General features: G+C 71.4%; 25 protein-coding genes. 8 read left to right on the plus strand and 17 right to left on the minus strand.

The window, feature by feature from the left end:
• Window position 1: 1 nt before the first annotated feature.
• The 5 genes from HP445_RS04235 to HP445_RS04255 are packed head-to-tail and all read right to left on the minus strand — an operon-like array spanning window position 2 to window position 2,274.
• On the minus strand, window positions 2-604 hold the full coding sequence (locus HP445_RS04235) for a hypothetical protein (protein WP_128781526.1): 603 nt from the start codon (window positions 602-604) through the stop codon (window positions 2-4).
• Window positions 601-1,215 (minus strand): hypothetical protein, encoded by a 615-nt coding sequence (locus HP445_RS04240; RefSeq protein WP_128781525.1) that lies wholly within the window; start codon window positions 1,213-1,215, stop codon window positions 601-603. The genes HP445_RS04235 and HP445_RS04240 overlap by 4 nt, the downstream gene beginning before the upstream one ends.
• Entirely contained in the window at window positions 1,212-1,583 is a 372-nt protein-coding gene (locus HP445_RS04245; protein WP_111089400.1) for a hypothetical protein, read from the minus strand. Before HP445_RS04245 ends, HP445_RS04240 begins: the two co-directional genes overlap by 4 nt.
• Entirely contained in the window at window positions 1,580-1,771 is a 192-nt protein-coding gene (locus tag HP445_RS04250) for a DUF2273 domain-containing protein (protein ID WP_128781524.1), read from the minus strand. Before HP445_RS04250 ends, HP445_RS04245 begins: the two co-directional genes overlap by 4 nt.
• Entirely contained in the window at window positions 1,768-2,274 is a 507-nt protein-coding gene (locus HP445_RS04255; protein ID WP_128781523.1) for an Asp23/Gls24 family envelope stress response protein, read from the minus strand. The genes HP445_RS04250 and HP445_RS04255 overlap by 4 nt, the downstream gene beginning before the upstream one ends.
• A 115-nt stretch (window positions 2,275-2,389) precedes the next feature.
• On the opposite strand from HP445_RS04255, the gene HP445_RS04260 reads away from it, so the two are divergent.
• Window positions 2,390-3,226: an exodeoxyribonuclease III gene (locus HP445_RS04260; protein WP_110864246.1), complete on the plus strand. Its 837-nt coding sequence runs from the start codon at window positions 2,390-2,392 to the stop codon at window positions 3,224-3,226.
• A gap of 157 nt (window positions 3,227-3,383) precedes the next feature.
• Complete coding sequence (locus HP445_RS04265) at window positions 3,384-3,632, plus strand: hypothetical protein (protein ID WP_027464862.1); 249 nt, start codon at window positions 3,384-3,386, stop codon at window positions 3,630-3,632.
• Between the two features lie 33 nt (window positions 3,633-3,665).
• Here HP445_RS04265 and HP445_RS04270 read toward each other — a convergent pair whose 3' ends face one another.
• Window positions 3,666-4,073, minus strand: coding sequence for a four-helix bundle copper-binding protein (locus tag HP445_RS04270; RefSeq protein WP_128781522.1), 408 nt, complete (start codon window positions 4,071-4,073; stop codon window positions 3,666-3,668).
• Between the two features lie 365 nt (window positions 4,074-4,438).
• Window positions 4,439-5,362, minus strand: coding sequence for an AEC family transporter (locus tag HP445_RS04275; protein WP_128781521.1), 924 nt, complete (start codon window positions 5,360-5,362; stop codon window positions 4,439-4,441).
• A gap of 84 nt (window positions 5,363-5,446) precedes the next feature.
• Here HP445_RS04275 and HP445_RS04280 point away from each other — a divergent pair, with 84 nt between their 5' ends.
• From HP445_RS04280 to HP445_RS04290, 3 genes are all read left to right on the plus strand, one after another.
• Complete coding sequence (locus tag HP445_RS04280; protein ID WP_027464865.1) at window positions 5,447-6,043, plus strand: nitroreductase family protein; 597 nt, start codon at window positions 5,447-5,449, stop codon at window positions 6,041-6,043.
• Between the two features lie 82 nt (window positions 6,044-6,125).
• Window positions 6,126-6,560, plus strand: coding sequence for an acyl-CoA thioesterase (locus tag HP445_RS04285; RefSeq protein WP_017886352.1), 435 nt, complete (start codon window positions 6,126-6,128; stop codon window positions 6,558-6,560).
• Window positions 6,561-6,642: 82 nt separating this feature from the next.
• Window positions 6,643-7,401 (plus strand): HAD-IIB family hydrolase, encoded by a 759-nt coding sequence (locus tag HP445_RS04290; protein ID WP_128781520.1) that lies wholly within the window; start codon window positions 6,643-6,645, stop codon window positions 7,399-7,401.
• A 100-nt stretch (window positions 7,402-7,501) separates the two neighbouring features.
• Here HP445_RS04290 and HP445_RS04295 read toward each other — a convergent pair whose 3' ends face one another.
• Both HP445_RS04295 and HP445_RS04300 read right to left on the minus strand, forming a co-directional pair.
• Window positions 7,502-8,122 carry a phosphoribosylanthranilate isomerase gene (locus tag HP445_RS04295; RefSeq protein ID WP_111099870.1) on the minus strand — a complete coding sequence of 207 codons (621 nt, stop codon included), beginning with the start codon at window positions 8,120-8,122 and terminating at the stop codon, window positions 7,502-7,504.
• A 55-nt stretch (window positions 8,123-8,177) separates the two neighbouring features.
• Window positions 8,178-9,230 carry a serine/threonine-protein kinase gene (locus tag HP445_RS04300; RefSeq protein ID WP_111022754.1) on the minus strand — a complete coding sequence of 351 codons (1,053 nt, stop codon included), beginning with the start codon at window positions 9,228-9,230 and terminating at the stop codon, window positions 8,178-8,180.
• Window positions 9,231-9,428: 198 nt separating this feature from the next.
• Between HP445_RS04300 and HP445_RS04305 the strand changes: the two genes are divergently transcribed.
• A complete protein-coding gene (locus HP445_RS04305; RefSeq protein ID WP_071404335.1) occupies window positions 9,429-9,632 on the plus strand; it encodes a hypervirulence associated TUDOR domain-containing protein in 204 nt (67 codons plus the stop codon).
• 3 nt (window positions 9,633-9,635) lie between these two features.
• Here HP445_RS04305 and HP445_RS04310 read toward each other — a convergent pair whose 3' ends face one another.
• Together HP445_RS04310 and HP445_RS04315 are read right to left on the minus strand one after the other, a co-directional pair.
• On the minus strand, window positions 9,636-10,406 hold the full coding sequence (locus tag HP445_RS04310) for a DedA family protein (RefSeq protein WP_241660479.1): 771 nt from the start codon (window positions 10,404-10,406) through the stop codon (window positions 9,636-9,638).
• A 51-nt stretch (window positions 10,407-10,457) separates the two neighbouring features.
• Window positions 10,458-11,609 carry an ROK family transcriptional regulator gene (locus tag HP445_RS04315; protein WP_164941271.1) on the minus strand — a complete coding sequence of 384 codons (1,152 nt, stop codon included), beginning with the start codon at window positions 11,607-11,609 and terminating at the stop codon, window positions 10,458-10,460.
• A 62-nt stretch (window positions 11,610-11,671) separates the two neighbouring features.
• On the opposite strand from HP445_RS04315, the gene HP445_RS04320 reads away from it, so the two are divergent.
• Window positions 11,672-13,369, plus strand: coding sequence for a beta-N-acetylhexosaminidase (locus HP445_RS04320; protein ID WP_128781518.1), 1,698 nt, complete (start codon window positions 11,672-11,674; stop codon window positions 13,367-13,369).
• A 61-nt stretch (window positions 13,370-13,430) separates the two neighbouring features.
• On the plus strand, window positions 13,431-14,465 hold the full coding sequence (locus HP445_RS04325; RefSeq protein WP_110864239.1) for a UDP-N-acetylglucosamine 4,6-dehydratase family protein: 1,035 nt from the start codon (window positions 13,431-13,433) through the stop codon (window positions 14,463-14,465).
• Window positions 14,466-14,561: 96 nt separating this feature from the next.
• Here HP445_RS04325 and HP445_RS04330 read toward each other — a convergent pair whose 3' ends face one another.
• The 6 genes from HP445_RS04330 to HP445_RS04350 all read right to left on the minus strand — a co-directional run bounded on the left by HP445_RS04330 (window position 14,562) and on the right by HP445_RS04350 (window position 21,860).
• Complete coding sequence (locus HP445_RS04330; RefSeq protein ID WP_111053861.1) at window positions 14,562-16,649, minus strand: PTS fructose transporter subunit IIABC; 2,088 nt, start codon at window positions 16,647-16,649, stop codon at window positions 14,562-14,564.
• Window positions 16,650-16,728: 79 nt separating this feature from the next.
• Complete coding sequence (locus HP445_RS04335; RefSeq protein WP_128781517.1) at window positions 16,729-17,724, minus strand: 1-phosphofructokinase family hexose kinase; 996 nt, start codon at window positions 17,722-17,724, stop codon at window positions 16,729-16,731.
• Window positions 17,721-18,509: a DeoR/GlpR family DNA-binding transcription regulator gene (locus HP445_RS04340; RefSeq protein ID WP_071404329.1), complete on the minus strand. Its 789-nt coding sequence runs from the start codon at window positions 18,507-18,509 to the stop codon at window positions 17,721-17,723. Before HP445_RS04340 ends, HP445_RS04335 begins: the two co-directional genes overlap by 4 nt.
• A 112-nt stretch (window positions 18,510-18,621) precedes the next feature.
• Window positions 18,622-19,509 carry a carbohydrate ABC transporter permease gene (locus HP445_RS04345; protein WP_241660478.1) on the minus strand — a complete coding sequence of 296 codons (888 nt, stop codon included), beginning with the start codon at window positions 19,507-19,509 and terminating at the stop codon, window positions 18,622-18,624.
• Entirely contained in the window at window positions 19,506-20,531 is a 1,026-nt protein-coding gene (locus tag HP445_RS18340; RefSeq protein WP_206647634.1) for a carbohydrate ABC transporter permease, read from the minus strand. The genes HP445_RS04345 and HP445_RS18340 overlap by 4 nt, the downstream gene beginning before the upstream one ends.
• A gap of 3 nt (window positions 20,532-20,534) precedes the next feature.
• The gene (locus HP445_RS04350; RefSeq protein ID WP_206647633.1) at window positions 20,535-21,860 is read right to left on the minus strand and encodes a sugar ABC transporter substrate-binding protein; all 1,326 of its coding nucleotides are present in this window, start codon (window positions 21,858-21,860) and stop codon (window positions 20,535-20,537) included.
• Window positions 21,861-21,953 lie beyond the last annotated feature (93 nt).

The raw sequence follows: 21,953 nt of genomic DNA on the forward strand, positions 1-21,953 counted from the left end.
CTCAGTGCACGCGGTCCGGGCGGGACGACCCCGACCCACCACAGGCGATCTCGAGGAGCACGGGCAGGCGCTCACCGAGCAGGGCGTCCAGGTCGGCGACGACGGCCTCGACGCGTTCGGTGATCTCGCGCGGCGCGGCACCCCGGCGCGGACGGACCCGCACCCGGATCGCCCGACCACCACGGACCCGGTAGACGTCGACGGCGAGCGAGCCGACCTGGGGCATGTCGCCGATGGCCGAGGAGAGCGCGTGCTGCACGGCCGTGGACTCGATGCGCACCGAGCCGGCGACGCCGTCGGCCGAACCGTCGCTGTCCACGACGGTGCTCTCGCGGCCACCGCCGAGCGTCGTCAGCACGACGAGTGCGAGCACACCGAGCACGACGCCACCGCCGAGGACGCAGGTCCACGCGAACACCGAGTCGTCACGCGACGCCCCGGTGCCGAGTCCGGCGAGGGCATCGCCGACCGTGCGCCACCACGATGCGACGAGGGGCAGCCCCTGGGCGGTCTGCACCAGGATCGCGGCGACCCCGGCGACGAGCAGGACGAGCCCGAGCACGACGAGCGCCGCGCGGCCAAGCGCGCGGTTCGTGGCGTTCATCCGTCCACCCGCCCGGTCGGCTGCACCCGGACCCGCGCGGCCAGCGTCGGCTGCGCGTCGATCGCGGCGAACTCCCGCTCGACGGCCTCGGTCGCGGCGACCGCGGGGACGTCCACCCCGGCTGCGGGACGGAGCACGACGTCGACCGTGCGGCGGCCGACGGTGCCCACGGCGGCGTCGGCGCCCAGACGGGTCGCGGATCGGGCGGCGCGGGCCGCAGCAGAGGCCAGGACCTCGTCGTCGACGACCACTGCGAGCCGGTCGGACGACATCACGTGCCGCGGACGGCGCTGGGGCAGGATCCCCTGCAGCAGGAGGACGAGGCCGATCAGGGCCACGACGGCGCCGATGCCGATCACGATGGTGGTGTCGAGGCCGTTCGGAGCGGCGAGCGCGGCGTCGACCACGGCACGGGGGTCGACGCCCAGGACGTTTTGGTCGAGCAGGACGAGCGCACCGGCGAAGACCGCGGCGGCGGCGAGCACCAGGGCGACGAGCATCGCGACGACGACGGCACCGGAGCGGGAGACGTGGGTCTCACGGCGCAGCAGGCGGCGGTGGGTGGCAGCGTGGTCCCCGGTGGGCGCGCCGACGAGGGGTGGGGCGGTCACCGGACCCTCCGCGGGGTGTCCACGACTGACGACGCGAAGGTCACCGTCACGCGGGCGACCTGTCGGCCGGTGATGGTCCGGAAGCGCTCGGCGATCGTGCCGCGAGCCCGGTGCGCCGTGGCGACGACGGGTTCGTCGGGGAGTGCGTGCGAGCCCAGCACCGGCAGGGCGAGCGGGGCGGTGATCTCGACCGCCAGCGCGCCGCGGCCGTCGTCCGCGACCCGGGCACGGACCTCCCGGAAGGCAACGCGCAGCGCTTCGGCGGCGACCGCCTGGGCGGTGTGCACCAGCGCGGACGTACCGATGCGGTCGGAGCCGCGGAGCCGGACGCCGCTGTCGCCGGCCGTGGCGACGGCGGCGTCGCTCACGACGAGCTCCGGCGTCCGCGCAGCACGTCGAGCAGGCGGCGGAAGTCGACGTCACCCGTGACGATGCGGGCGACCAGTGCACCGGCCGCCATGCAGACGGCGACGACGACGAACGCCCAGAACCCGAGCGTCACGGCGACGATCGCGAGCAGGGCGCCGGTGCCCATCCCGACGACGGTGGCGTTCACCGGACTCGACCGTCCCGGGTGTCGAGCTCGTCCGCGACGCCGTTGAGCGCCGGGATGTTCACGTCGTTGATGGCGATGTTGACCTCGGTGACCTCGAGGCCGACGAGTTCGGTGACGGCGTTCGTGACGGCGGCGCGCACAGCGGAGGCGACCTCCATCATCGGCGTCGGGTAGTCGACGACGATGGTCAGGTCGACGGCGACCTGCGTCTCGCCGACCTCGACGCGGACGCCCTGACCGAGCGCGCTCGAGCCGATGGCGTCGCGGATGGCGCCGAATGCCCGCGAGGCGTTGCCGCCGAGCGCGAAGACGCCGGGGACGTCTCGGGCGGCGATGCCCGCGACCTTCGCGACGACCGTGTCGTCGATGATGGTCCTGCCCTTGGCGGTGACCTGCGTCGTGGTGGTGCCGGCGGGCTGGGCGTTCCCGGTCCCGGTGCCGAGCGTGGCCCCGGTCGTGGTCCCGGTCGGGGTCCCGTCGACGCGGTTGGTCGTCGATGCCATTGCTGCCTCCGTGCGGTCGATTGCTGGCCTCCAGCGAACACCATCGTGCCGTACGCCGCACAGGCGGCGCACGTGCCGACCTCGTCGTCAGTCGGCACCGGTAGGTTCTTGTTCCATGCGCGTCGCGACCTGGAACGTGAACTCCGTCCGCACCCGAGTGGGTCGGATCGTCGACTGGCTGGTGCGTGAGGACGTCGACGTCCTCGGCATGCAGGAGATCAAGTGCAAGCCGGAGCAGTTCCCGGTCGAGCAGTTCGAGGCTGCGGGGTACCACGTCGAGGCGCACGGCCTGAACCAGTGGAACGGCGTCGCGTTCGCCAGCCGGCTGCCGATGGAGGACGTCACCCGCGACTTTCCCGGCCAGCCCGGGTTCCTGAAGGGCCACGAGGGGCCGGACCTGCCGGTCGAGGCCCGCGCGATCGGCGTCACGGTCGACGGTGTGCGGCTCTGGAGCCTCTACGTCCCGAACGGCCGCGAGCTCGGCGACCCGCACTACACGTACAAGCTCGACTGGCTCGCCCAGCTGGCCGACCGCACCTCGGAGTGGATCGAGGCGTCGCCGGAGACCCCGCTCGCGCTGATGGGCGACTGGAACGTCGCACCGCTCGACCAGGACGTCTGGGACATGCGGGTCTTCGAGGGGTCCACCCACGTCAGCGAACCCGAGCGGGCAGCGTTCCGCGAGTTCGAGGCACGGGGCCTGCAGGACGTCGTGCGCCCGATCGTGCCCGACGGCTACACCTACTGGGACTACAAGCAGCTGCGGTTCCCGCGCAACGAAGGCATGCGCATCGACTTCGTGCTCGGCTCGCAGGCCTTCGCGGACGTCGTCACCGACGCCTCGATCCACCGGAACGAGCGCAAGGGCGACGCCCCGAGTGACCACGTGCCCGTGGTGGTCGACCTCGACCTGGACACGTCGCTCGACGACGACCGCCCGATGATCTTCTGATCGGGGCCGGGTCACCGGCCCGGCCCAGCCCAGCCCGGCCAGCCCTGATCGGCAGCGCCCGTCCGGCTCTGTTACGCCCGGCGTCCGCCGTGATTGAGCCGTCCGTCACGCCGACGTAGGTTTCCTGCACCGAACCCCTTCGAGAGCAGGTGAAGCCATGTCCCGCACGACGATCCTTCCCATCCAGCGCCTCATGGCGACCGCGGCCCCCGGTGCGTGGCGCGACGGCATCGTCGTCGAGACCCGCGCAGCCGACGCCGTGGTGCTGTTCCTCGACGGGAGCATCACGCAGCTGCGGGTGGCGGACGCCGACGGCGTCCTGTCGGTCGGCGAGCCGGTCGCCCACCACCCGGTCGCGGAGATCCTCAGCGCCGGCGGTCGACAGACCACCGCACGCGTCGCGTAGCGCGCACGCGTCGGGGCGCGCAGGCGGAGCGGGTCAGGCCGCCATCGAGTCGAGCATCGACTGGCACTTCGACACCATCTCGTCGCAGGCCATGGCGCAGTAGCGGCACGACTCGTCCATGTCCTGGTGCTGGCGGCACTCGGCGGCACACGCGGTGCCCATCGCGACGACGGCCATGAGCATCGCCTGCATCACGGTGGCGTCCATCCCCATCGGACGCATCATCATCCGCATGCCGGTGTCGGCGAGCATCGCGGTGTTCGAGCACATCGCGGCGCAGGTGGCCATCTCGCCGCCCATCCGCATGTCGGCCGCGGAGCACATCGTCGCCGCCATCGACGCGGCGTTCATCGCCATCATCGTGTCCTGCATCATGTCCATGTCCATCTCCATGGGCATGTCCGTCATCGACATGTTCTGCATCATCGCCATCGTGTCCATCGCCGGTCTCCTCGTCGTGGTCATCGGTCACGGGGCGGTCCGCCCCGCGTGCCCGCCAGGGTACGCGCGTGCCGTCCGCGCTTCGTGAGCAGATCCGGTCGGGTCGGCGGACGCGACCCGACCAGATCTGCTCACCATCCGCGGTGGTCGCCACCACGGCCGGACGGGAGGCCCGGTGCGGCCCCGCCACGGGCCTCCCGTCCGCCCGGACGCGCGTCCGGGGCGCGTAAGACGCCGGCGTGTCCGCACGACGCCCGCAAGTGCGCGAGACGCCGCCGAATACGGCGGCGCCTCGGCGACATCGAGGCGTCTCGACAACACGACGGTGTCTTCGGGAAGGCCACACGCCGGCGTCCCGACGATCGCTACGGGTGCAGCAGGGCGGCGATCGCGACGAGCACGGGCACCGAGCCGAGCGTCGAGATGAGCACGACGTCGCGCGCCACCGGCACCGCGGCCCCGTACCGCTGCGCGTAGTTGAAGACGTTCTGCGCCGCCGGCAGGGCACCGAGGGTGGTGAGCACGAAGACGTCCTGGTCGCCGAGCCCGAACACGAACCGGGCGAACACGAACGCCACCGCCGGCATCACCACGAGCTTGATCGACGACGCCACGATGACGTCGGTGCGGATGGCCGGGTCCCGCAGCGGGGTCGCACCGTGCAGGCTCATCCCGAACGACAGCAGGACGACGGGCACCGCGGCCGCGCCGACGAGCGAGAACGGCTCGAGCACCGGGTCGGGCAGCGTGATCCCCGTCGCCGAGCACACGAGCCCGACGAGCGAGGCGATGATGATCGGGTTCCGGAACGGCCCCGCGATCCGCCTCCCCCATCCGCCGCCACCCGCGGTCGCAGCGTCGAGGATCGTCAGCGCGATCGGGGCCATCACGACGAGCTGCAGCAGGATCACCGGGACGACCGCGGTCGCCTGGCCGAGCACGTACACGGCCACCGGCAACCCGATGTTGTTCGCGTTCACGTAGCTCGACGCCAGGGCGCCGACGGTGGTCGTGGTGACGGGGCGGCGCAGCACGAAGCGGAACACGGCGGCGGCACCGAGGGCAACCACGGCGGCGCTCAGCAGCGAGACCCAGAGCATCGAGGACAGCAGCGACGCGATGTCGGCGGTCGCGATGGTGTGGAACAGCAGGCACGGCATCAGCACGAAGAACGCGAGCCGACTCATCACGAACTGCGCGTGCGGGCCCAGCAGGCCGATGCGTCCGACGACGTACCCACCGGCGATGATCGCGCCGATGATCGCGAAGCCGGTCAACACGCCACCCATCACCTCCATCCTGGCACCTGCCGGCGGTGATGTGACGTCACTCAGGTCGGAAATGCGGACGCATCGAATACCGTTGAGCGCACCATGACCTCGACGAACGCCGACACCCTCACCCGGTCCACCGACTCCAGCCAGCCGCTCGTGCCGCTGCTCGAGGAGCGCTGGAGCCCCCGCTCCTACGACGAGACCGCGACGATCTCGGACGACCAGCTCGACGCCGTCCTCGAGGCCGCTCGCTGGGCACCCTCGGCCATGAACTTCCAGCCCCGCCGCTTCATCGCCGGCCGCCGCGGCACCGAGACGTTCCGGAAGATCAACGAGAACCTGCTCGGCTTCAACGCCGCCTGGGCCTTCCGCGCCAGCGCCCTCGTCGTCGGCGTGCTCGAGACCGTGACCGCTGACGGCGAGGAGCGCCCCTTCGCGCAGTACGACCTCGGCCAGTCGCTCGCCGCGCTGACCGTGCAGGCGCACGCCGAGGGCCTGCACGTGCACCAGATGGCGGGCATCGACGCCGCCGGGCTCCGTGCCGCGTTCGACCTGCCCGAGCGCTTCCTGCCGTACACGGTCACGGCCGTCGGCACCGTCGCGCACCCGTCGCAGCTCGACGACAAGGCCGCCGAGCGCGAGGTCGCCCCGCGCACCCGCATCCCCCTCGACGAGGTCGTCCTCGTCAAGGAGTGAGCACCGGCGGCACCGCCGCCCGCGATCGCCACGACGGCCGCGTCCCTGCGGGGGCGCGGCCGTCGGCGTACCATGACGTGACATGGATCAGCACCAGGACGACGCCCCGCCGGAGATGAACTTCTACACCCGGAAGTGGGTGCGACCGGAGGACCTCAACGCCAACGGCACCCTGTTCGGCGGCAGCCTGCTCCGCTGGATCGACGAGGAAGCCGCGGTCTACGCCATCATCCAGCTCGGCAACGGCAAGGTCGTCACGAAGTACATGTCGGAGATCAACTTCCTGTCCTCGGCGAAGGAGGGCGACATCGTCGAGATCGGCCTCGTCGCCACCCGGTTCGGCCGGACGTCGCTGACCATGCGGGCCGAGGCGCGCAACCTCTTCACGCACCGCAGCATCCTGACGATCGACGAGGTCGTGTTCGTGAACCTCGACGAGGACGGCAACCCCGCCCCGCACGGCTACACGGACATCACCTACGCCCGCGACCGGGTCCCCGCCACGCACCGCGCGTGACCCCGCAGACATCGCGCAGCACCGGGGCACCCCGTTGGTCGCACCCTGCGCGTGGTCGGCGGGCTCTGGCAGGATCGGGGGCATGACCACGCCCCGCCTCGTCGCCTTCGACCTGGACGACACGCTCGCCCCGTCGAAGTCCTCCCTCGACCCCCGCATGCTCGAGACCTTCGCGTCCCTGCTCGAGGTCGTGCCGGTCGCGGTCATCTCCGGCGGCAACTTCACCCAGTTCGAGCAGCAGCTCGTCACCCCGCTCCGGCAGCGCGACGGCCTGACGCTCGACGCCCTGCACCTCCTGCCCACCTGCGGCACCCGGTACTACCGCTGGGAGGGCCAGGACTGGGCGCTGCAGTACGCCGAGGACCTCACCGACGAGCAGAAGGACCGTGCCCTCGCCGCGGTCGAGGCCCGTGCGAAGGAAGCCGGGTACTGGGAGTCCGAGACCTGGGGGGCCATCCTCGAGGACCGCGGGTCGCAGATCACGTTCTCCGCCCTCGGCCAGTCCGCCCCGGTGGACGTCAAGAAGCAGTGGGACCCGACCGGCGAGAAGAAGGACCACCTGCGCCGCCTGGTGCAGCAGGACCTGCCCGACCTCGAGGTCCGCTCGGGCGGCTCCACCAGCATCGACATCACCCGCAAGGGCATCGACAAGGCCTACGGCATGCAGCGTCTGGCCGAGATCACCGGCATCGCGCTCGACGACATGCTCTTCGTGGGCGACCGGCTCGACCCCGAGGGCAACGACTACCCGGTGAAGGCACTCGGGGTCCCCTGCCACGCGGTGCAGGGCTGGGAGGACACGGACGCGTTCCTGACGGAGCTCATCCCCACCCTGCGCTGACGGCGCGGCGGACGGGAGGCCCGTGGCGGGCCCGCACCGCGCCTCCTGTCCGTCCGCGGTCGCGTCCAGAGCCGCGAACGCGACCGACGCGGCCGGGCGCTCAGCCCAGGCTGCGGACGGCCTCGACGAAGGCGCGGATCTTGGCGGGGTCCTTGACGCCGCGCTCGGACTCGACACCGCTCGACACGTCGACGCCGTCGGGGTCGAGCGCCTCGACCGCGGCGACCACGTTGGCCGGGGTCAGCCCGCCGGCGAGGATCCAGGCCTCGTCCACGCCCTCGATCGTGGCCGGGTCGACGAGCCGACCGCTGCCGGGCACGGCGGCGTCGAGCAGCAGCAGGTCGTGGTCGAACGCGGCGCGCTGTTCGGGCGTCTCGCGCAGGTAGTCCTCGGCCGCGATGGCCCGGATGGTGAAGAAGCCGGCGTCGCGCGCGCGGGCGAAGTCGGACGCCGACTCGCCACCGTGCAGCTGCAGCGTCGTGAGCCCGACCTCGGAGGCGATGCCGACGATCTCGTCGATCTTCTGGTCGCGGAAGACCCCGACGGCGTCGATGCCGTCCGGCACCCGCTCGACGAGTTCCTTCGCCAGGTCGGCGGTGACGGTCCGGGGGCTGCCCGCCGCGAAGACGAACCCGACGGCGTCGGCACCCGCGTCGACGGCGGCGTCCACGGTGTCGGGCGTCGACAGGCCACAGATCTTGATCCAGCGCTGGTCGGTCATGCTGTCCATCCTGCCAGGGTGCTCCGGTGCCCGGAGCACGGAGCCGCCGGAGGGGTCAGTGCAGGGCGCCCGCGACGTAGGCGGCCACGCACGCCGCGGTGACGCCGAAGGCCGCGAAGGACCCGACCAGGACGTTCCGCCGACGCCAGCGACGCACCGCCGAGAACGTGCCGCGCCTGGCGTGCCGGTGTGCCGCACGGTGCATGCGGTGGTCGCGCTGGTGCTTCACGCGTTCCGGACCGAGCGGCACCGGGCCGGTGATCTGGGTGGAGCCGCCGCGCAGCGCGTTGGCGATGGCGACCGCAGTGGGCCGGCGTTCCGGGTCGCGGGCCGTCATCCGGCTGAGCAGCTCGCGCCACTCGTCGGCGACGTCGTCCGGGACCTCGGGGTCGCGGCGGAGCCGGGCGAGTGCGGCCTCGATGAGGGTGCCCGAGTACTCCTGCTTGCCGGTCAGCGCCTCGAGCAGGACGAGCCCGAGCGAGTACACGTCGGTGGCGAAGCTGATCGGTTCGCCGGCGACCTGCTCGGGGCTGAGGTAGGCGGCGGTGCCGATGACGGTGCCGTCGTTCGTCAGGCGGGAACCGTCGACGAAGTGGGCGACGCCGAAGTCGGTGAGCTTGACCGTGCGGGCGAACCCGGACGAGCCCTCGTCGCTGATCAGGATGTTGGCGGGCTTGACGTCGCGGTGCACGATGCCGCGGGAGTGCACGTAGGCCAGGGCGTCGGCGAGCTGCGCACCGAGGTCGGCCACCTCGTAGTTGTGCAGGGCGCCCTCGGACAGGCGGCGGAGCAGCGTCGTGTCGGCGATCAGCTCCATCACGATGAACCGGTGCGGGCCGTCCTCGAACTCGTGGGTGCCGGCGTCGTACAGCGGGATGAGGCCCGGGTGGGAGAGCATGCTGAGCAGCCGGATCTCGCGCTCCTGGCGGACACGGTCGGCGGTGGTCATCTTGTCCGGGGTCGCGAAGAGCTTCACGGCCACGGCCCGGTACGTGTGCTCGTCACGGGCTTCGTAGACGGATCCCATGCCGCCGGTGCCGATGAGCTTCACGAGCCGGTACCGCGCAGAGAGGACGGTGTCCGCCCGCGCGCTGTCCAGCAGGGTCATGGTGTCCGTCGTCCCGTCCGGAGCCCGTGGTTCCGCGGCCGCTGCCGGCGTGTGGGCTCATGGGAAACGGTACGCGTCCGACTCTCGATCCGCATGGCCGTTACGACATCGTGATCGCCGTACTTCCCTGAGTTCCCGGGGATCGACGGGGTACAGTCCGACCTCCACCAGGACGAGGAATCGCGCAAGGAGGACAGCATGGCGTTGTCGAAGGGTGACGAGGTGCACTGGAACACCTCGCAGGGCAGGACGACCGGCACGCTCGTGCGCAAGCGGACGAGCGACTTCGAGTTCGACGGGCAGCACTTCACGCCGACCGACGACGACCCGTACTGGATCGTCGAGTCGGAGAAGAGCGGCAAGCAGGCCGCCCACAAGGAGTCGGCGCTGACGAAGGCCTGAGGCTCAGTCGCGGGCGGGCTCGGCGCGACGACGACCCCGGGCACCGCCCACGGCCGGGCTGCCGGCGGCGTCGTCGTGGTCATCGGGGCCGCCCGTACGCCGCTCGGCGCGGACACGGCGGATCCGACGCACGACGAAGGTCATCACGACCGCGGCGATCGCGACGTAGAGCACGCGGTCGATCCACTCGGTGTACGCCTCGACCTGGTCGTACTGCGACCCGAACGCGGCACCGAGCAGCACGAGTGCGCTGTTCCAGATGCCGCTCGCGATGATCGTGAACACCGAGAACGTGCCGAGGTGCATGCGGTCGGCGCCGGCCGGCAACGAGATGAGGCTGCGGACGATCGGGACGAACCGGCCGAAGAACACCGCGCTCTTGCCGTGCCGGTGGAACCAGCCGGCCGCCTTGCGGAAGTCGTCCTCGTCGACGAGGGGCAGCTTGCCGAACCACCGCGTGGTGCGTTCGAACCCGATCTTCGCGCCGAGCCAATAGAGCACGAGCGCCCCGAGGTACGAACCGATCGTCGCCAGCACCAGGACCAGCACGAGGTTCATCTGGCCGGCACCCGCCAGGAACCCGGCCAGCGGCAGGATGACCTCGGACGGGATGGGCGGGAACACCGTCTCGACGAAGAGCATCAGCCCGACGCCCCACTCCCCCAGCGCGTCGATCAGCTGCAGCACCAGGCCGGAGAGTCCACCGAGGTCCGACGGGGCGGTGGAGTCGCCACTGGCGACGGTCATGGCACGGGTGGTCACGGCAGTCGTCATGCCCCCAGCATCCCTGAACGCCCTGTCAGGACCCGGCACGCTCCCTGGGTGTCAGCCGAGTCCCATGTGGGCGGACCGGACGTGCGCGAGCGACCGGGCGAGCGCACCCCGGGCGACGGCGTCGCGACCGACGGTCGACGGGGCGAACACCACCGGGTGCCGGAGCTGCGGCGTGACGATCTCGTCGAGCGCGGCGCAGAACACCTCGGCAGCCGGCAGGACCTCGCCACCGACGACGACGACCTCGGGGTCGATCGTCGTCACGAGCTGCACGACGCCGGGTGCCACGTCGGCCGCGAACGCACGGACGGTCTCGACGGCCGACACCGAGCCCTGGGCCGCCGCCGCGAAGACGGACTCGAGGTCCGTGCCGGACGGGATCCGGGCCTCCAGGCGGGCGGGCGCGGCGGGCCAGCCGGTCGAGGCGATGCCGCCCATCTCGCCGGCCGCACCGCGCGCACCGCGCGCCAACGAACCGTCGACCACCAGGGCGGCACCGATCTGCCGACCCATCACCAGGTACAGGCCGTCCCGGACGCCGTGGAACCGCCCCCACCGCGCCTCGGCCGTGGCCGCCAGCTTGGCGTCGTTGTCGAAGAAGGTGGCGACCCCGGGGAAGAGGTCCTGGATCCGGCCGGGCACCCGTCGCTCGACCCACTCCGGTACCGCGACCGTGTAGTCGATCGCACCGTCGCGGTCGACGACCGCCGGGACGCCGAACGTGGCACCGAGCACCGGCGCACCACCGGCGGAGCCGCCGACCGTGCCACCGACGGGCGCCGTCAGCCGACGGACGACGTCCTGCACGCTCGACCAGGCCTGTTCGGCGTCGGCGAGGTCGGTGTAGCGCTCCTCGACGCGGGCGAGCGTGACGCCGCGCAGGTCCGCGCGCACGCCGACGATCCCGTGCAGGCCGAGGTCCACGCCGAGCACGGAGCCGGCCGACGCGTCGGCCGCGAAGCGCTTGGCCCGACGACCGGCCTTGTTCGGGGTCGCGATCGCCTCGGCCTCGGTCACCCAGCCCTCGTCGACCAGGTCGGCGAGCGCCGCCTCGACCGTGGGGCGGGAGAGTCCGACCGTGCGGCCGAGCTCGGTGACCGTGCGGGAGACGTCGTCGCGCAGGAGCTCGTCGAGGATCGCCCGTGAGTTCATCTGCCGCAGGACGCCGGGGGTCGTCCCCACGACACCGGGGGTCGTTGACACGGTCTGCTCCACGGTCATAGCCTCCACATTACGAAAGATCATTGAGGAATGGTGGCTCCGACATGCTCGTCCCACGACCGCGCCGCACCGCTCCCGGTGTCGGGGCCTTCGAGATCACCCCGTCGACCCGGATCGCCGCCGACCCGGCGAGTGAGTTCGTCCGACTGTACCTGCAGCAGACCCTGCGGGCATCGACCGGGCTGCCGGTGCGGGACGCCCTCGACGACACGGCACCGGGGGCCGGCACGATCGCGCTGCGCGTCGCCGACGAGCCGTCCCTGCCCGCTGGCCCGACGACGCCGGAGGGCGACCGCGCGGAGTCGTTCCGCCTCACGGTGACGCCGGACGGCGTCGACGTCGTCGGCGGTTCGCCCGCCGGGGTCTTCTACGGCGTGCAGGCACTGCTGCAGCTGCTGCCCCCGGACGTGTACCGCCGCGGCCGGGTCGCGACCGGTCCGTGGTCCGTCCCCGCCGTGGTCGTCGAGGACGCCCCCGCCTTCGCCTGGCGCGGCGTGATGCTCGACGTCGCCCGGCACTTCCGGACGAAGCACGAGGTCATGCGGGTGGTCGACCAGCTCGCCGCGCACCGGATCAACCGCCTGCACTTCCACCTCACCGAGGACCAGGGGTGGCGCATCGAGATCCGGAAGTACCCGCGCCTGACCGAGGTCGGTTCCTGGCGTCGGGAGTCCCAGGTCGGCGCGCACGTCCCCGGGCCGGACGGCACACTCGTCGTCGCCGGGTTCGACGGCCGCCCGCACGGCGGGTACTACACGCAGGACGACGTCCGCGAGATCGTGGCGTACGCGGCCGACCGGTTCGTCACCGTCGTCCCCGAGATCGAGACCCCCGGGCACGTCCGTGCGGCACTGGCGGCCTACCCGTCGCTCGGCGTCACGGGTGAACCGGTCGAGGTGTGGACGGAGTGGGGCATCGCCGACGACGTCCTGAACGCCGAGGACGCCACGATCGACTTCTTCAAGGACGTCCTCGACGAGGTCATCGCGCTCTTCCCCTCCGGCTACATCGGCATCGGTGGCGACGAGTGCCCGAAGGTGCAGTGGGAGACCGACCCCCGCACCCAGGAGCGCATCCGCGAACTCGGGCTGCAGGACGAGGAACAGCTGCAGGCCTGGATCATCGGGCAGCTCGCCGCACACGTCGAGTCGCACGGCCGGCGGGCGTTCGGGTGGGACGAGATCCTCGAGGGCGGCACGCTCGACCCCTCCGCCACCGTGGTCTCGTGGCGCGGACTGACCGGCGCACGGACCGCCGCCCGCCGCGGGCACGACGTCATCTCTTCGCCGGACGACCAGGTGTACCTCGACTACCGCCAGAGCGACCTGTCGACCGAACCGATCCCGGTGTCGATCGTGCTCACCGTCGACGACGTCTTCGCCTTCGACCCGGTGCCGTCGGGGCTCACCGACGCCGAGCGCGCCCACGTCATCGGCGGCCAGGGCAACATGTGGACGGAGCACGTCGACACCGCCCGTCGGCTCGACTACCAGCTCTTCCCCCGCGTCGCCGCCCTCGCCGAGGCACTGTGGTCGGCCGACGTCACCGGGCCGCGCGACCTCGCCGAGTTCCGCGGACGCCTGGCCGAGCACACCGCCCGCCTCGAGGCCATGGGCATCGAGTACCGGCACGAGGCCGGGCCGTTCCCGTGGGAGCAGCGACCGGGCGTCCCGGGGCGCCCGCACTCGCGTGAGGAGCGTGCGGCGTACATCGAGGCGGTGACGGCGAACATCGCCGACTGACCTGTTGACATTTCACATGTGAGAGGTTCACACTGGGGAGGACTTCACGGAGGAGACCCCCATGCCACAGCGCAGCATCCCCGGCCTCGACGGGCTCGACATCGACGCACTGATCGGGGATCGACAGCCCGAGGCCGAGCTCGAGATCACCGTCGACTTCGTCCGGGGCCGGTCGGTGCTGATCACGGGCGCCGGCGGCTCGATCGGCAGCGAACTCTGCCGACAGCTCGTCCGGTTCGAGCCGGCGGAGATCATCATGCTCGACCGCGACGAGACCGCCCTGCAGCAGGTGCAGGTCTCCGTGGACGGTCACGGGCTCCTCGACACGAAGAACGTCGTCCTCGCCGACATCCGCGACGCCGACGCCATCCGCGACATCATGCTGACCCGCCGGCCCGACGTCGTCTTCCACGCCGCGGCGCTGAAGCACCTGCCGATGCTCGAGCAGTACCCGGACGAAGGCTGGAAGACGAACGTCCTCGGCACCCTGAACGTCCTCCGCGCCGCTGCTGCCGCGGGCGTGGGGACACTCGTGAACATCTCGACCGACAAGGCCGCGAACCCGACGAGCGTGCTCGGGTCGACCAAGCGCATCGCCGAGCGGTTGACCGCCTGGACCGCCGCCGACACGGGCCACGACTACGTGTCGGTCCGGTTCGGCAACGTCCTCGGCAGCCGCGGCTCGATGCTCCCGCTCTTCGCGGAGCTGATCCGTGCCGGACGGCCCCTCACCGTCACCCACCCCGACGCCACCCGCTACTTCATGTCCATCCCCGAAGCGTGCCACCTCGTGATCCAGTCGGCTGCGATCGCCCACCCCGGCGAGGTCCTCGTGCTCGACATGGGTGCACCGGTCCGGATCCTCGACATCGCGCGGCGCATGCTCCAGGCGACGGGGAGCCCGTCCGACATCGTGTTCACGGGCCTGCGGGCGGGCGAGAAGCTCCACGAGGACCTCATCGGACGCGGCGAGACCGAACGCCGCCCGGTACACCCCAAGATCACCCACACCTCGGTCGCGCCGATTGCTCCGTGCGACGTCGACGAGTGCGTCCCCGGCCAGGTCGACCCGTCGGCACTCGCGATGGCCGCCTGACCGGCCCAGGTCCGGCCCGCGACGCGACCGGACGACGGACGGGAGGCCCGGTGCCAGCTGGCACCGGGCCTCCCGTCGTTCCCGGGGTCGCGTCGACTACGCGGCGACCGGTGCGCGCTGGCCCACCGTCTCGCCGGCCACGGCAGCCTCACCGGCCGCAGCGGCCTCGTCGACGGGGCGACGACGGACCCACTTCTTCAGGGCGACGAGCACCAGCGCGGACACCACGGTCCCCGCCAGGATCGCGACGACGAACATCAGGACGTCACCGATCGCGAAGAAGACGAAGATCCCGCCGTGCGGCGCTCGCGAGGTCACGCCGGCAGCCATCGAGATCGCACCCGTGATCGCGGCACCGACCATCGACGCCGGGATGACGCGCAGCGGGTCGGCTGCGGCGAACGGGATCGCCCCCTCGGAGATGAAGGACGCACCGAGCAGCCACGCGGCCTTGCCGTTCTCGCGCTCCGGCTTCGTGAAGCCCTTGCGGTAGAGCACGGTCGAGGCGAGCGCGAGTGCGAGCGGCGGCACCATGCCGGCCGCCATGACGGCGGCCATGATCTCGAACGGCACCACGTTCGTGGCGGTCCCGGCACCGAGCCCGGCGACGGCGAACGCGTACGCCACCTTGTTCACCGGACCACCGAGGTCGAACGCCATCATCAGACCGAGGATGATCCCGAGCAGGACGGCCGAGGCACCCGACAGGGAGTTGAGCCAGGCGGTGAGCTCGGTCATGACCCAGGCGATCGGGCCACCGAGCACCAGGAGCATGAGGCCCGAGGCGATGATCGACGCGAACAGCGGGATGATCACGACCGGCATCAGACCACGCAGCCAGCGCCAGGTCGGGATGCGCCCGATCCAGTACGCGGCGGCACCGGCGATGAGACCGCCGACCAGACCACCGAGGAACCCGGCGTTCATGAACACGGCGATCGACCCGGCCACGAAGCCGGGGGCGATGCCCGGACGGTCGGCGATGGCGTAGGCGATGTACCCGGCGAGTGCTGCGACCAGGAACCCGAGCGACACCTGTCCGATCTGGAACGCGGCGGCGCCGAGGTAGTAGCCGAGGCCCTCCGGCGGCAGGTTCAGCAGCGTCGAGTTCGTCAGCGTGTAGGCGGCGTTGCTCATGCCCGAGTCGCCGTGGTTCAGCGCGATGCCGTACCCGGAGAGCAGGAAGCCGAGCGCGATGAGCAGTCCGCCGCCGGCCACGAACGGGATCATGTAGCTGACGCCGGTGAGGAGCCAGCGCTTGAGCGACTGGCCGAAGTGCTCGTTCTTGGCGGTGGACTCGCCCTCGACGGCGGCACCACCCTGCACGCGTGCGGCGTGCGGGTCCTCCGAGGCGCGGATGGCCTCGGCGATCATCTTGTCGGGCTCGTCGACACCGCGCTTGACGGGTCCGGACACGAGCGGCTTGCCGGCGAACCGACCGCGGTCGCGGACGTCGACGTCGACCGCGAACACGACGGCGTCGGCACGGGCGATGAGAGCCGGGTCGAGGGGTTCGACCTGCGAGGACCCCTGCGTCTCGATGTGCATCTCGGCACCGGCACGCTGGGCTGCGGCGACGAGGGCGTCCGCCGCCATGTAGGTGTGCGCGATGCCGGTCGGGCAGGCGGTGACGCCGACGAAGACCTTGCGGCCCGCCTCCGGCGCGGTGGCCGGTTCGGAGGCACCACTCGCCTTCCCGACGCCGGCCTCGGCCACTTCGCCGCTCACCTCGTTGTCGACCAACCGGACGATCTCGTCGGGGGTGGTCGCGGCCCGGAGCGCGGCGGTGAAGTCCTCGCGGATGAGCGCGCGGGCCAGGGTCGAGAGGACCGTCAGGTGGTCCTTGTCCGCCCCCTCGGGCACGGCGATCATGAAGACGATGTCGGCGTCGCCGTCCGGCGCGCCGAACGGTACCTTCCGGGCCAGGCGCGAGAACGCCAGCGTCGGCTCGGACACCGACGCCGACCGGGCGTGCGGGATGGCGATGCCACCGGGGACGCCCGTTCCGACGCTCGCCTCGCGCTTGATGGCGTCGTCGGCCAGCGTCGCACCGTCGGCGGCGCGGCCGGTCGCGGCGACGCGATCGGCGAGCACCCGGATGACGTCGGTCGACGTGGCGCCGAGGTCCTCGTCGAGGCCGACGAGCTGTGCGCTGATGAGGCGCGGACTCGAGTCTGCGGACATGTGCTTGCTCCTTCGCAATTGCGCTGATCGCGCGGTGGTGCAGGTGTTCGTGGGGTGGTCGGGCGGGGTGGGGAGGGGATCAGGCGGGTTCGGGGGCCGGGTGCGTGTCGAGCACCCGGACGGAGACCGCCGTCGGGTCGGTGTGGTCGAGTGCTGGCACGTCGCTGCCGGGCAGGGCTGCGGCCGCGGCACCGGTGGCGACGGCCTGTGCGAGACGCTGCGCGGGTGAGGCTCCGGCGACCTCGGCGAGCAGGTAGCCGGCGAGGGAGGAGTCCCCCGCTCCGACGGTCGACCGGGCGACGATCTTCGGTGCAGCGGCGGCGAACGCGCCCTCGTCGGAGACCAGCACGGCGCCGGCGCTGCCCAGGGTGAGCAGGACCGTGCCGACGTTCTTCCGCCGCAGCCGCTGGGCTCCGGCCACCGCGGCGTCGAGGTCGCGCTCGTACTCCTCGGGGTCGCCGCCGACGACCTCGGCGAGTTCCTCGGCGTTCGGCTTCACCAGGTCGATCCGTTCGCCCGACTGCAGCAGCGCGGTGAACGGCACCCCGGACGAGTCGACGGCGATCCGGACGTCCGCACCGTGGCGGGCACGGACGGCGCGAACGAGCACGGCGAGCGCGTCGTCGGGCAGACCGGGCGGCAGCGACCCGGCGACCACGACCCAGCGGGCGGCGGGGCCGGTGGCGGTCGCAGCGGCGGTGTCGGCCACCAGGGCAGCGAGGTCGTCGAGGCGACCGGCGAGCGAGGGCCCGGGTTCGTTGAGCTTCGTCGTGGTGCCGGTCGGCTCGGTCACGGTGACGTTCGAGCGGAGGGGCGCCCCGATCGGCAGCGCGGCCGTCGGGATGCCGCGGGTGGCCAGGCCGAGCAGGACCGGGTCGAGCTCGTCGCCGGGCAGGACGGCGACGGTGTCCCCGCCGCTCGCGACGACCACGCGGGAGACGTTGACGCCCTTGCCGCCGGGTTCCGCGGTGGACCGGGTCGCACGCTGCACGGCGCCGCGCTGCAGTTCGCCGGCGAGCTCGATCGTGCGGTCGAGCGACGGGTTGGGGGTGACCGTGACGATGCGGGCGTTCATGCGACGACCACCTCGACGTCGGCGTCGGCGAGTGCGCCCGCGAGGTCGGCCGGGGGCTGCTCATCCGTGACGAGCGTGTCGATCTCGTCCAGGCGCGCGAACCGCATCAGGGCCTCCACGCCGTGCTTGGCGGCGTCGGCGAGCACCACGGCCCGTCGGGCGGCGAGCACGTAGGCGCCCTTCACGGCGGCCTCGTACTCGTCCGGGGTGCTCAGACCGAAGCCGGCGGACAGGCCGTTCGTGCCGATGAACGCCACGTCGGGCCGGAGCGCGCCGATCTGCTCGACGGTGGCCGTGCCGACCGCGGCGCTCGTGACGCCACGCACGCGGCCGCCGAGCAGGTGCAGTTCGAGGTGCTCGCTGTGCTGCAGGGTCGCGGCGATCGGCACCGAGTTCGTGATGACGGTGATGGTCGAGCCGGCGACCTCGGGCTCCCAGCGGGCGAGCTCGGAGGCGACGGCGGCGCAGGTGGTGCCGGCGTCGAGGGCGATCGAGCCGGTGAAGGTCGGCGGCACCAGGCGCATCGCGGCGCGGGCGATGGCGGACTTCGCGGTGCCGTGCTGCCCCTCGCGCTCGGCGACGCTCAGTTCGACGACGCTCGAGCGGCCGACGGGGACCGCTCCCCCGTGCACCCGGCGCAGGACCCCGGCGGATTCGAGGGCGTCGAGGTCACGGCGAACGGTCTCGGTGGTGACGTCGAAGTGCTCGGCCAGCCCCGCGACCGACACTCGACCGGCGGACTGCAGCTCGGCGGCGATGGCGGTGTGCCGCTCGGTTGCGTACATGCCCGAACTCCTTCGTTCCGTTGGGTTTCGAGCACTGTACGTCTGAAACCCACAAGAACGCAACCGTTCCGTCATGCAACCAACACGTTCACAGGTGCCGGTCGTCCGAGCGCTACCCCTTCACGGCACCCGCCGTCATCCCGCTGACCAGCCGGCGCTGCACGATGAGGAAGAACACCACGACCGGGATCGAGAACAGCACGCTCGCCGCCATCAGCCCACCGAAGTCCGTGCCCTTGTTCGTCGAGAACCCGGCGAGCCAGACCGGCAGCGTGTACATCCCCTGGTCCTTGAGCATCACGTACGCGATCAGGTAGTCGTTCCACGCCGCGATGAACGCGAACACGCTCGTGGCGATCACCCCGGGCATGACGAGCGGGAACAGCACGCTCCACAGGATCCGGAACGTGCCGGCGCCGTCCACCTTCGCGGCCTCCTCGATCTCGACGGGGACGGCCACGAAGAAGCCGCGCATCACCCAGATCGAGAACGGCAGCACGCTCGCCACGTACGCCAGGATCAGCCCGACGTAGCTGTTCAGCAGCCCGAGGGTCTGGAACGACAGGAAGAGCGGGATGAGCAGTGCGCCCGACGGGATCATCTGCACGAACAGGATCGCGACCAGGATCGCCCGGCGGCCGCGGAACCGGAACCGCGACAGTGCCGCCGACGCCAGGAACCCGACGACGATCGACAGCAGCACGGCCGCCACCACGACGATGGTGGAGTTCCGCAGGTAGACCAGGAAGCCCTCCTGCGTGAGCGCCCGCGTGAAGTTGTCGAGCGTCGGGTGCAGCGGCGCCCAGATCGGGGTCATCGTGGTGACCTCGTCGGCGGGTTTGAAGGCCGTGTTCACCATCCAGTAGATCGGGAACACCCAGACCAGGCAGAACACCACGGCGATGGTGTTCGCGACGATGCGCGGCTTGCGTTTGCGCACCCGCACGGGGCCCGGCGCGGATGCGCTCCCCGCACGGGGCGCCGTTCTCGAGACGGTCACAGGTCCTCCTCGCCGCTGCGGACGAGCCGGCGGATGTAGTAGCTGGTGAGCACCCCGAGGATCAGGGTCGAGATCACGGCGATCGCCGCGCCCTGCCCGTAGGCGTTGGACACGAACGACTGCACGAAGGTCCAGATGCCGAGGGTCAGCGTGGCCTCCTCCGGTCCGCCGCGGGTGAGCAGCCAGATCTGGTTGAAGACGTTGAAGTCCCAGATCACCGACAGGATCGACACGAGCAGCAGCGTCGGCGCGAGGGCCGGCAGCGTGATCGCGCGGTACATCGTCCACACCGATGCCCCGTCGAGCGCACCGGCCTCGTAGTACTCCGGCGCGATCTGGGACTGCGCGGCGTACAGCGTCAGCGCCACGAACGGCACGGCCTGCCAGATCACGAGCGTCAGCACGATCGTGTACGCCTGCCCCGGATGCGAGGCCCAGTTGTCCTGCGTGTGGTCGCCGAACACCCGCAGCTGCGTGATGAGCCAGTTGAGCACGCCGTAGAACGGCTGGAAGAGCCACTGCCAGACCAGGCTCGAGGCCACGTTCGGCATCGCCCAGGCCAGCACGAGCACGACGCTGACGACCGTGCGCATCGCGACCCCGAGACGGGTGAGCAGCTGCGCCACCCCCATGCCGATGACGATCGTGCCGAGGACCATCGCGCCCGTCACGAGCACGGTGCGCAGGATGACCGGCCAGAACGACGCGTCGGTCAGGACGTCCGTGTAGTTCGTCAGCCCGGTGAACCCGGCCTGCCCGGTGAAGATCGCCCGCAGCCCGTAGTCCTGGAACGAGATGACGACGAGCCGGACGAGCGGGTAGACGACGAGGGCCAGGAGCAGCAGTGCCGCCGGGGCCAGCAGGACGAGCGGCGCCCGCGACCCGACCGGCGACCGACGACCCGTGCCCCGCCCGCCTCGACGGGCATCCCCCGACGGCCCCTGAACCGGTCCGCCGGCCTGCCCGCCGGTGACCGGCGCGGGCTGCTCCGCGTCGGTCACCGGCTCCGCAGTGGACGTCATCGCCTACGGCTGCGCGTTCAGCGCGGTCGTGAGGTGCTTCGAGAAGCCCTCGGCGGCCTGCTCCGGCGACTTCCGACCGGTGGCGACGTCGGCGAACATCGACTGGAACGAGGCGTCACCCTCGATCGTGGCCCAACCCGGGGTGGCCGGGGTCGGTCGGCTCGTGCCGGCCGCCTCGAAGTACGGCTTGTGCAGCTCGTCGACGTCGCCGGCGACCGCGTCGAGCATCTCGGTGGAGTTCGGCTCCCAGCCGTCGACCCCGAACACCTGGTCCTGCTGGAACTCCTTCGAGGTCAGGATCTTCAGGTAGTACAGCGCGAGCTCCTGGTTCTCCGCCTTGGCCGGGATCCCCAGGTCGGAGCCGCCGAGGAACACCGGCTGCGTCTTCCCCGCCGTGGACGACGGCATCGGGAACGTGCCGATGCGGTCCGCGAGCTCCGGCTTCGCCGTGGTGATCGAGCCGATCTCCCAGGCGGACCCGAGGAACGCCGAGGTGTTGCCCTGTGCGAAGACGTCGCTCTGCGAGGGCTTGTCGGTGTTGATGTCCTGGGTGGACTTCGCCGAGTACGCGTTCTGGAAGTCCTTCCAGGCGGTCAGCCCCTTGACCGCATCCGCGGAGTCGAGCGTGCCGGTCCACTTGCCGCCCTTGTCCGTGGCGATCTCGCCGCCGGCGTCCCAGACCCACTGCAGCCCGCCGTACCAGTACTGCCCGGGCATGTAGAAGGCGGAGAAGTCACTGGCCGGGTTGGCGGCCTTGACCTTGTCGAGGTCGGCGGTGAGCTCGTCGTAGGTGGTCGGCACGTCGGTCACGCCGGCGTCCTTCCAGACCTGCTTGTCGTAGACCACGGCCCGGTTGCCGGCGAACAGCGGTGCCCCGTAGAGCTTGCCGTCGACGGTGGCCGGTCCCTCGAGCCCGGTGAGCCAGGTCTGGCCGTCCTTGAGCTCGTCGCGGTACGGCGTCAGGTCGGTCAACCCGCCGGCGGCCGCGTAGACCGGCACCTGCGTGTTGCCGAGGTCGACGACGTCGGGGGCGTCGCTCTGCGCGAGCGCCGTGGTGAGCTTGGTGGTGATCCCGTCCCACTGCTGGGTCTGGATCTTCACCTTCGCCCCGGTGTCGGCGGTGAACTGCTTGCCGGCGGCGTCGAGCACCTTGTCGCTCAGGTCGCCGTTCATCATCCAGACGGTGATGGTCTTGCCCTTGCCATCGGGTGTGCCGATGGACTTCGTGCCGCCGTCGGAAGCGGCGTTGCTCCCGGCGGAGCACCCGGTGAGGGCGAGCGCGCCTGCGAGGGCGAGCGCACCGAGTGCGGCGAAACGCGTTCGTGTCACGATGACTCCCTTGGTCCGACCTTTATGAAAGGACGTTGCGTATTCGCAATAGAAGACCCTGCACGGCCCCTTGTCAACCGTTGGATCGGTCCC

The organism is Curtobacterium flaccumfaciens (assembly GCF_013359815.1).
Classification (GTDB): Bacteria; Actinomycetota; Actinomycetes; order Actinomycetales; family Microbacteriaceae; genus Curtobacterium; species Curtobacterium flaccumfaciens.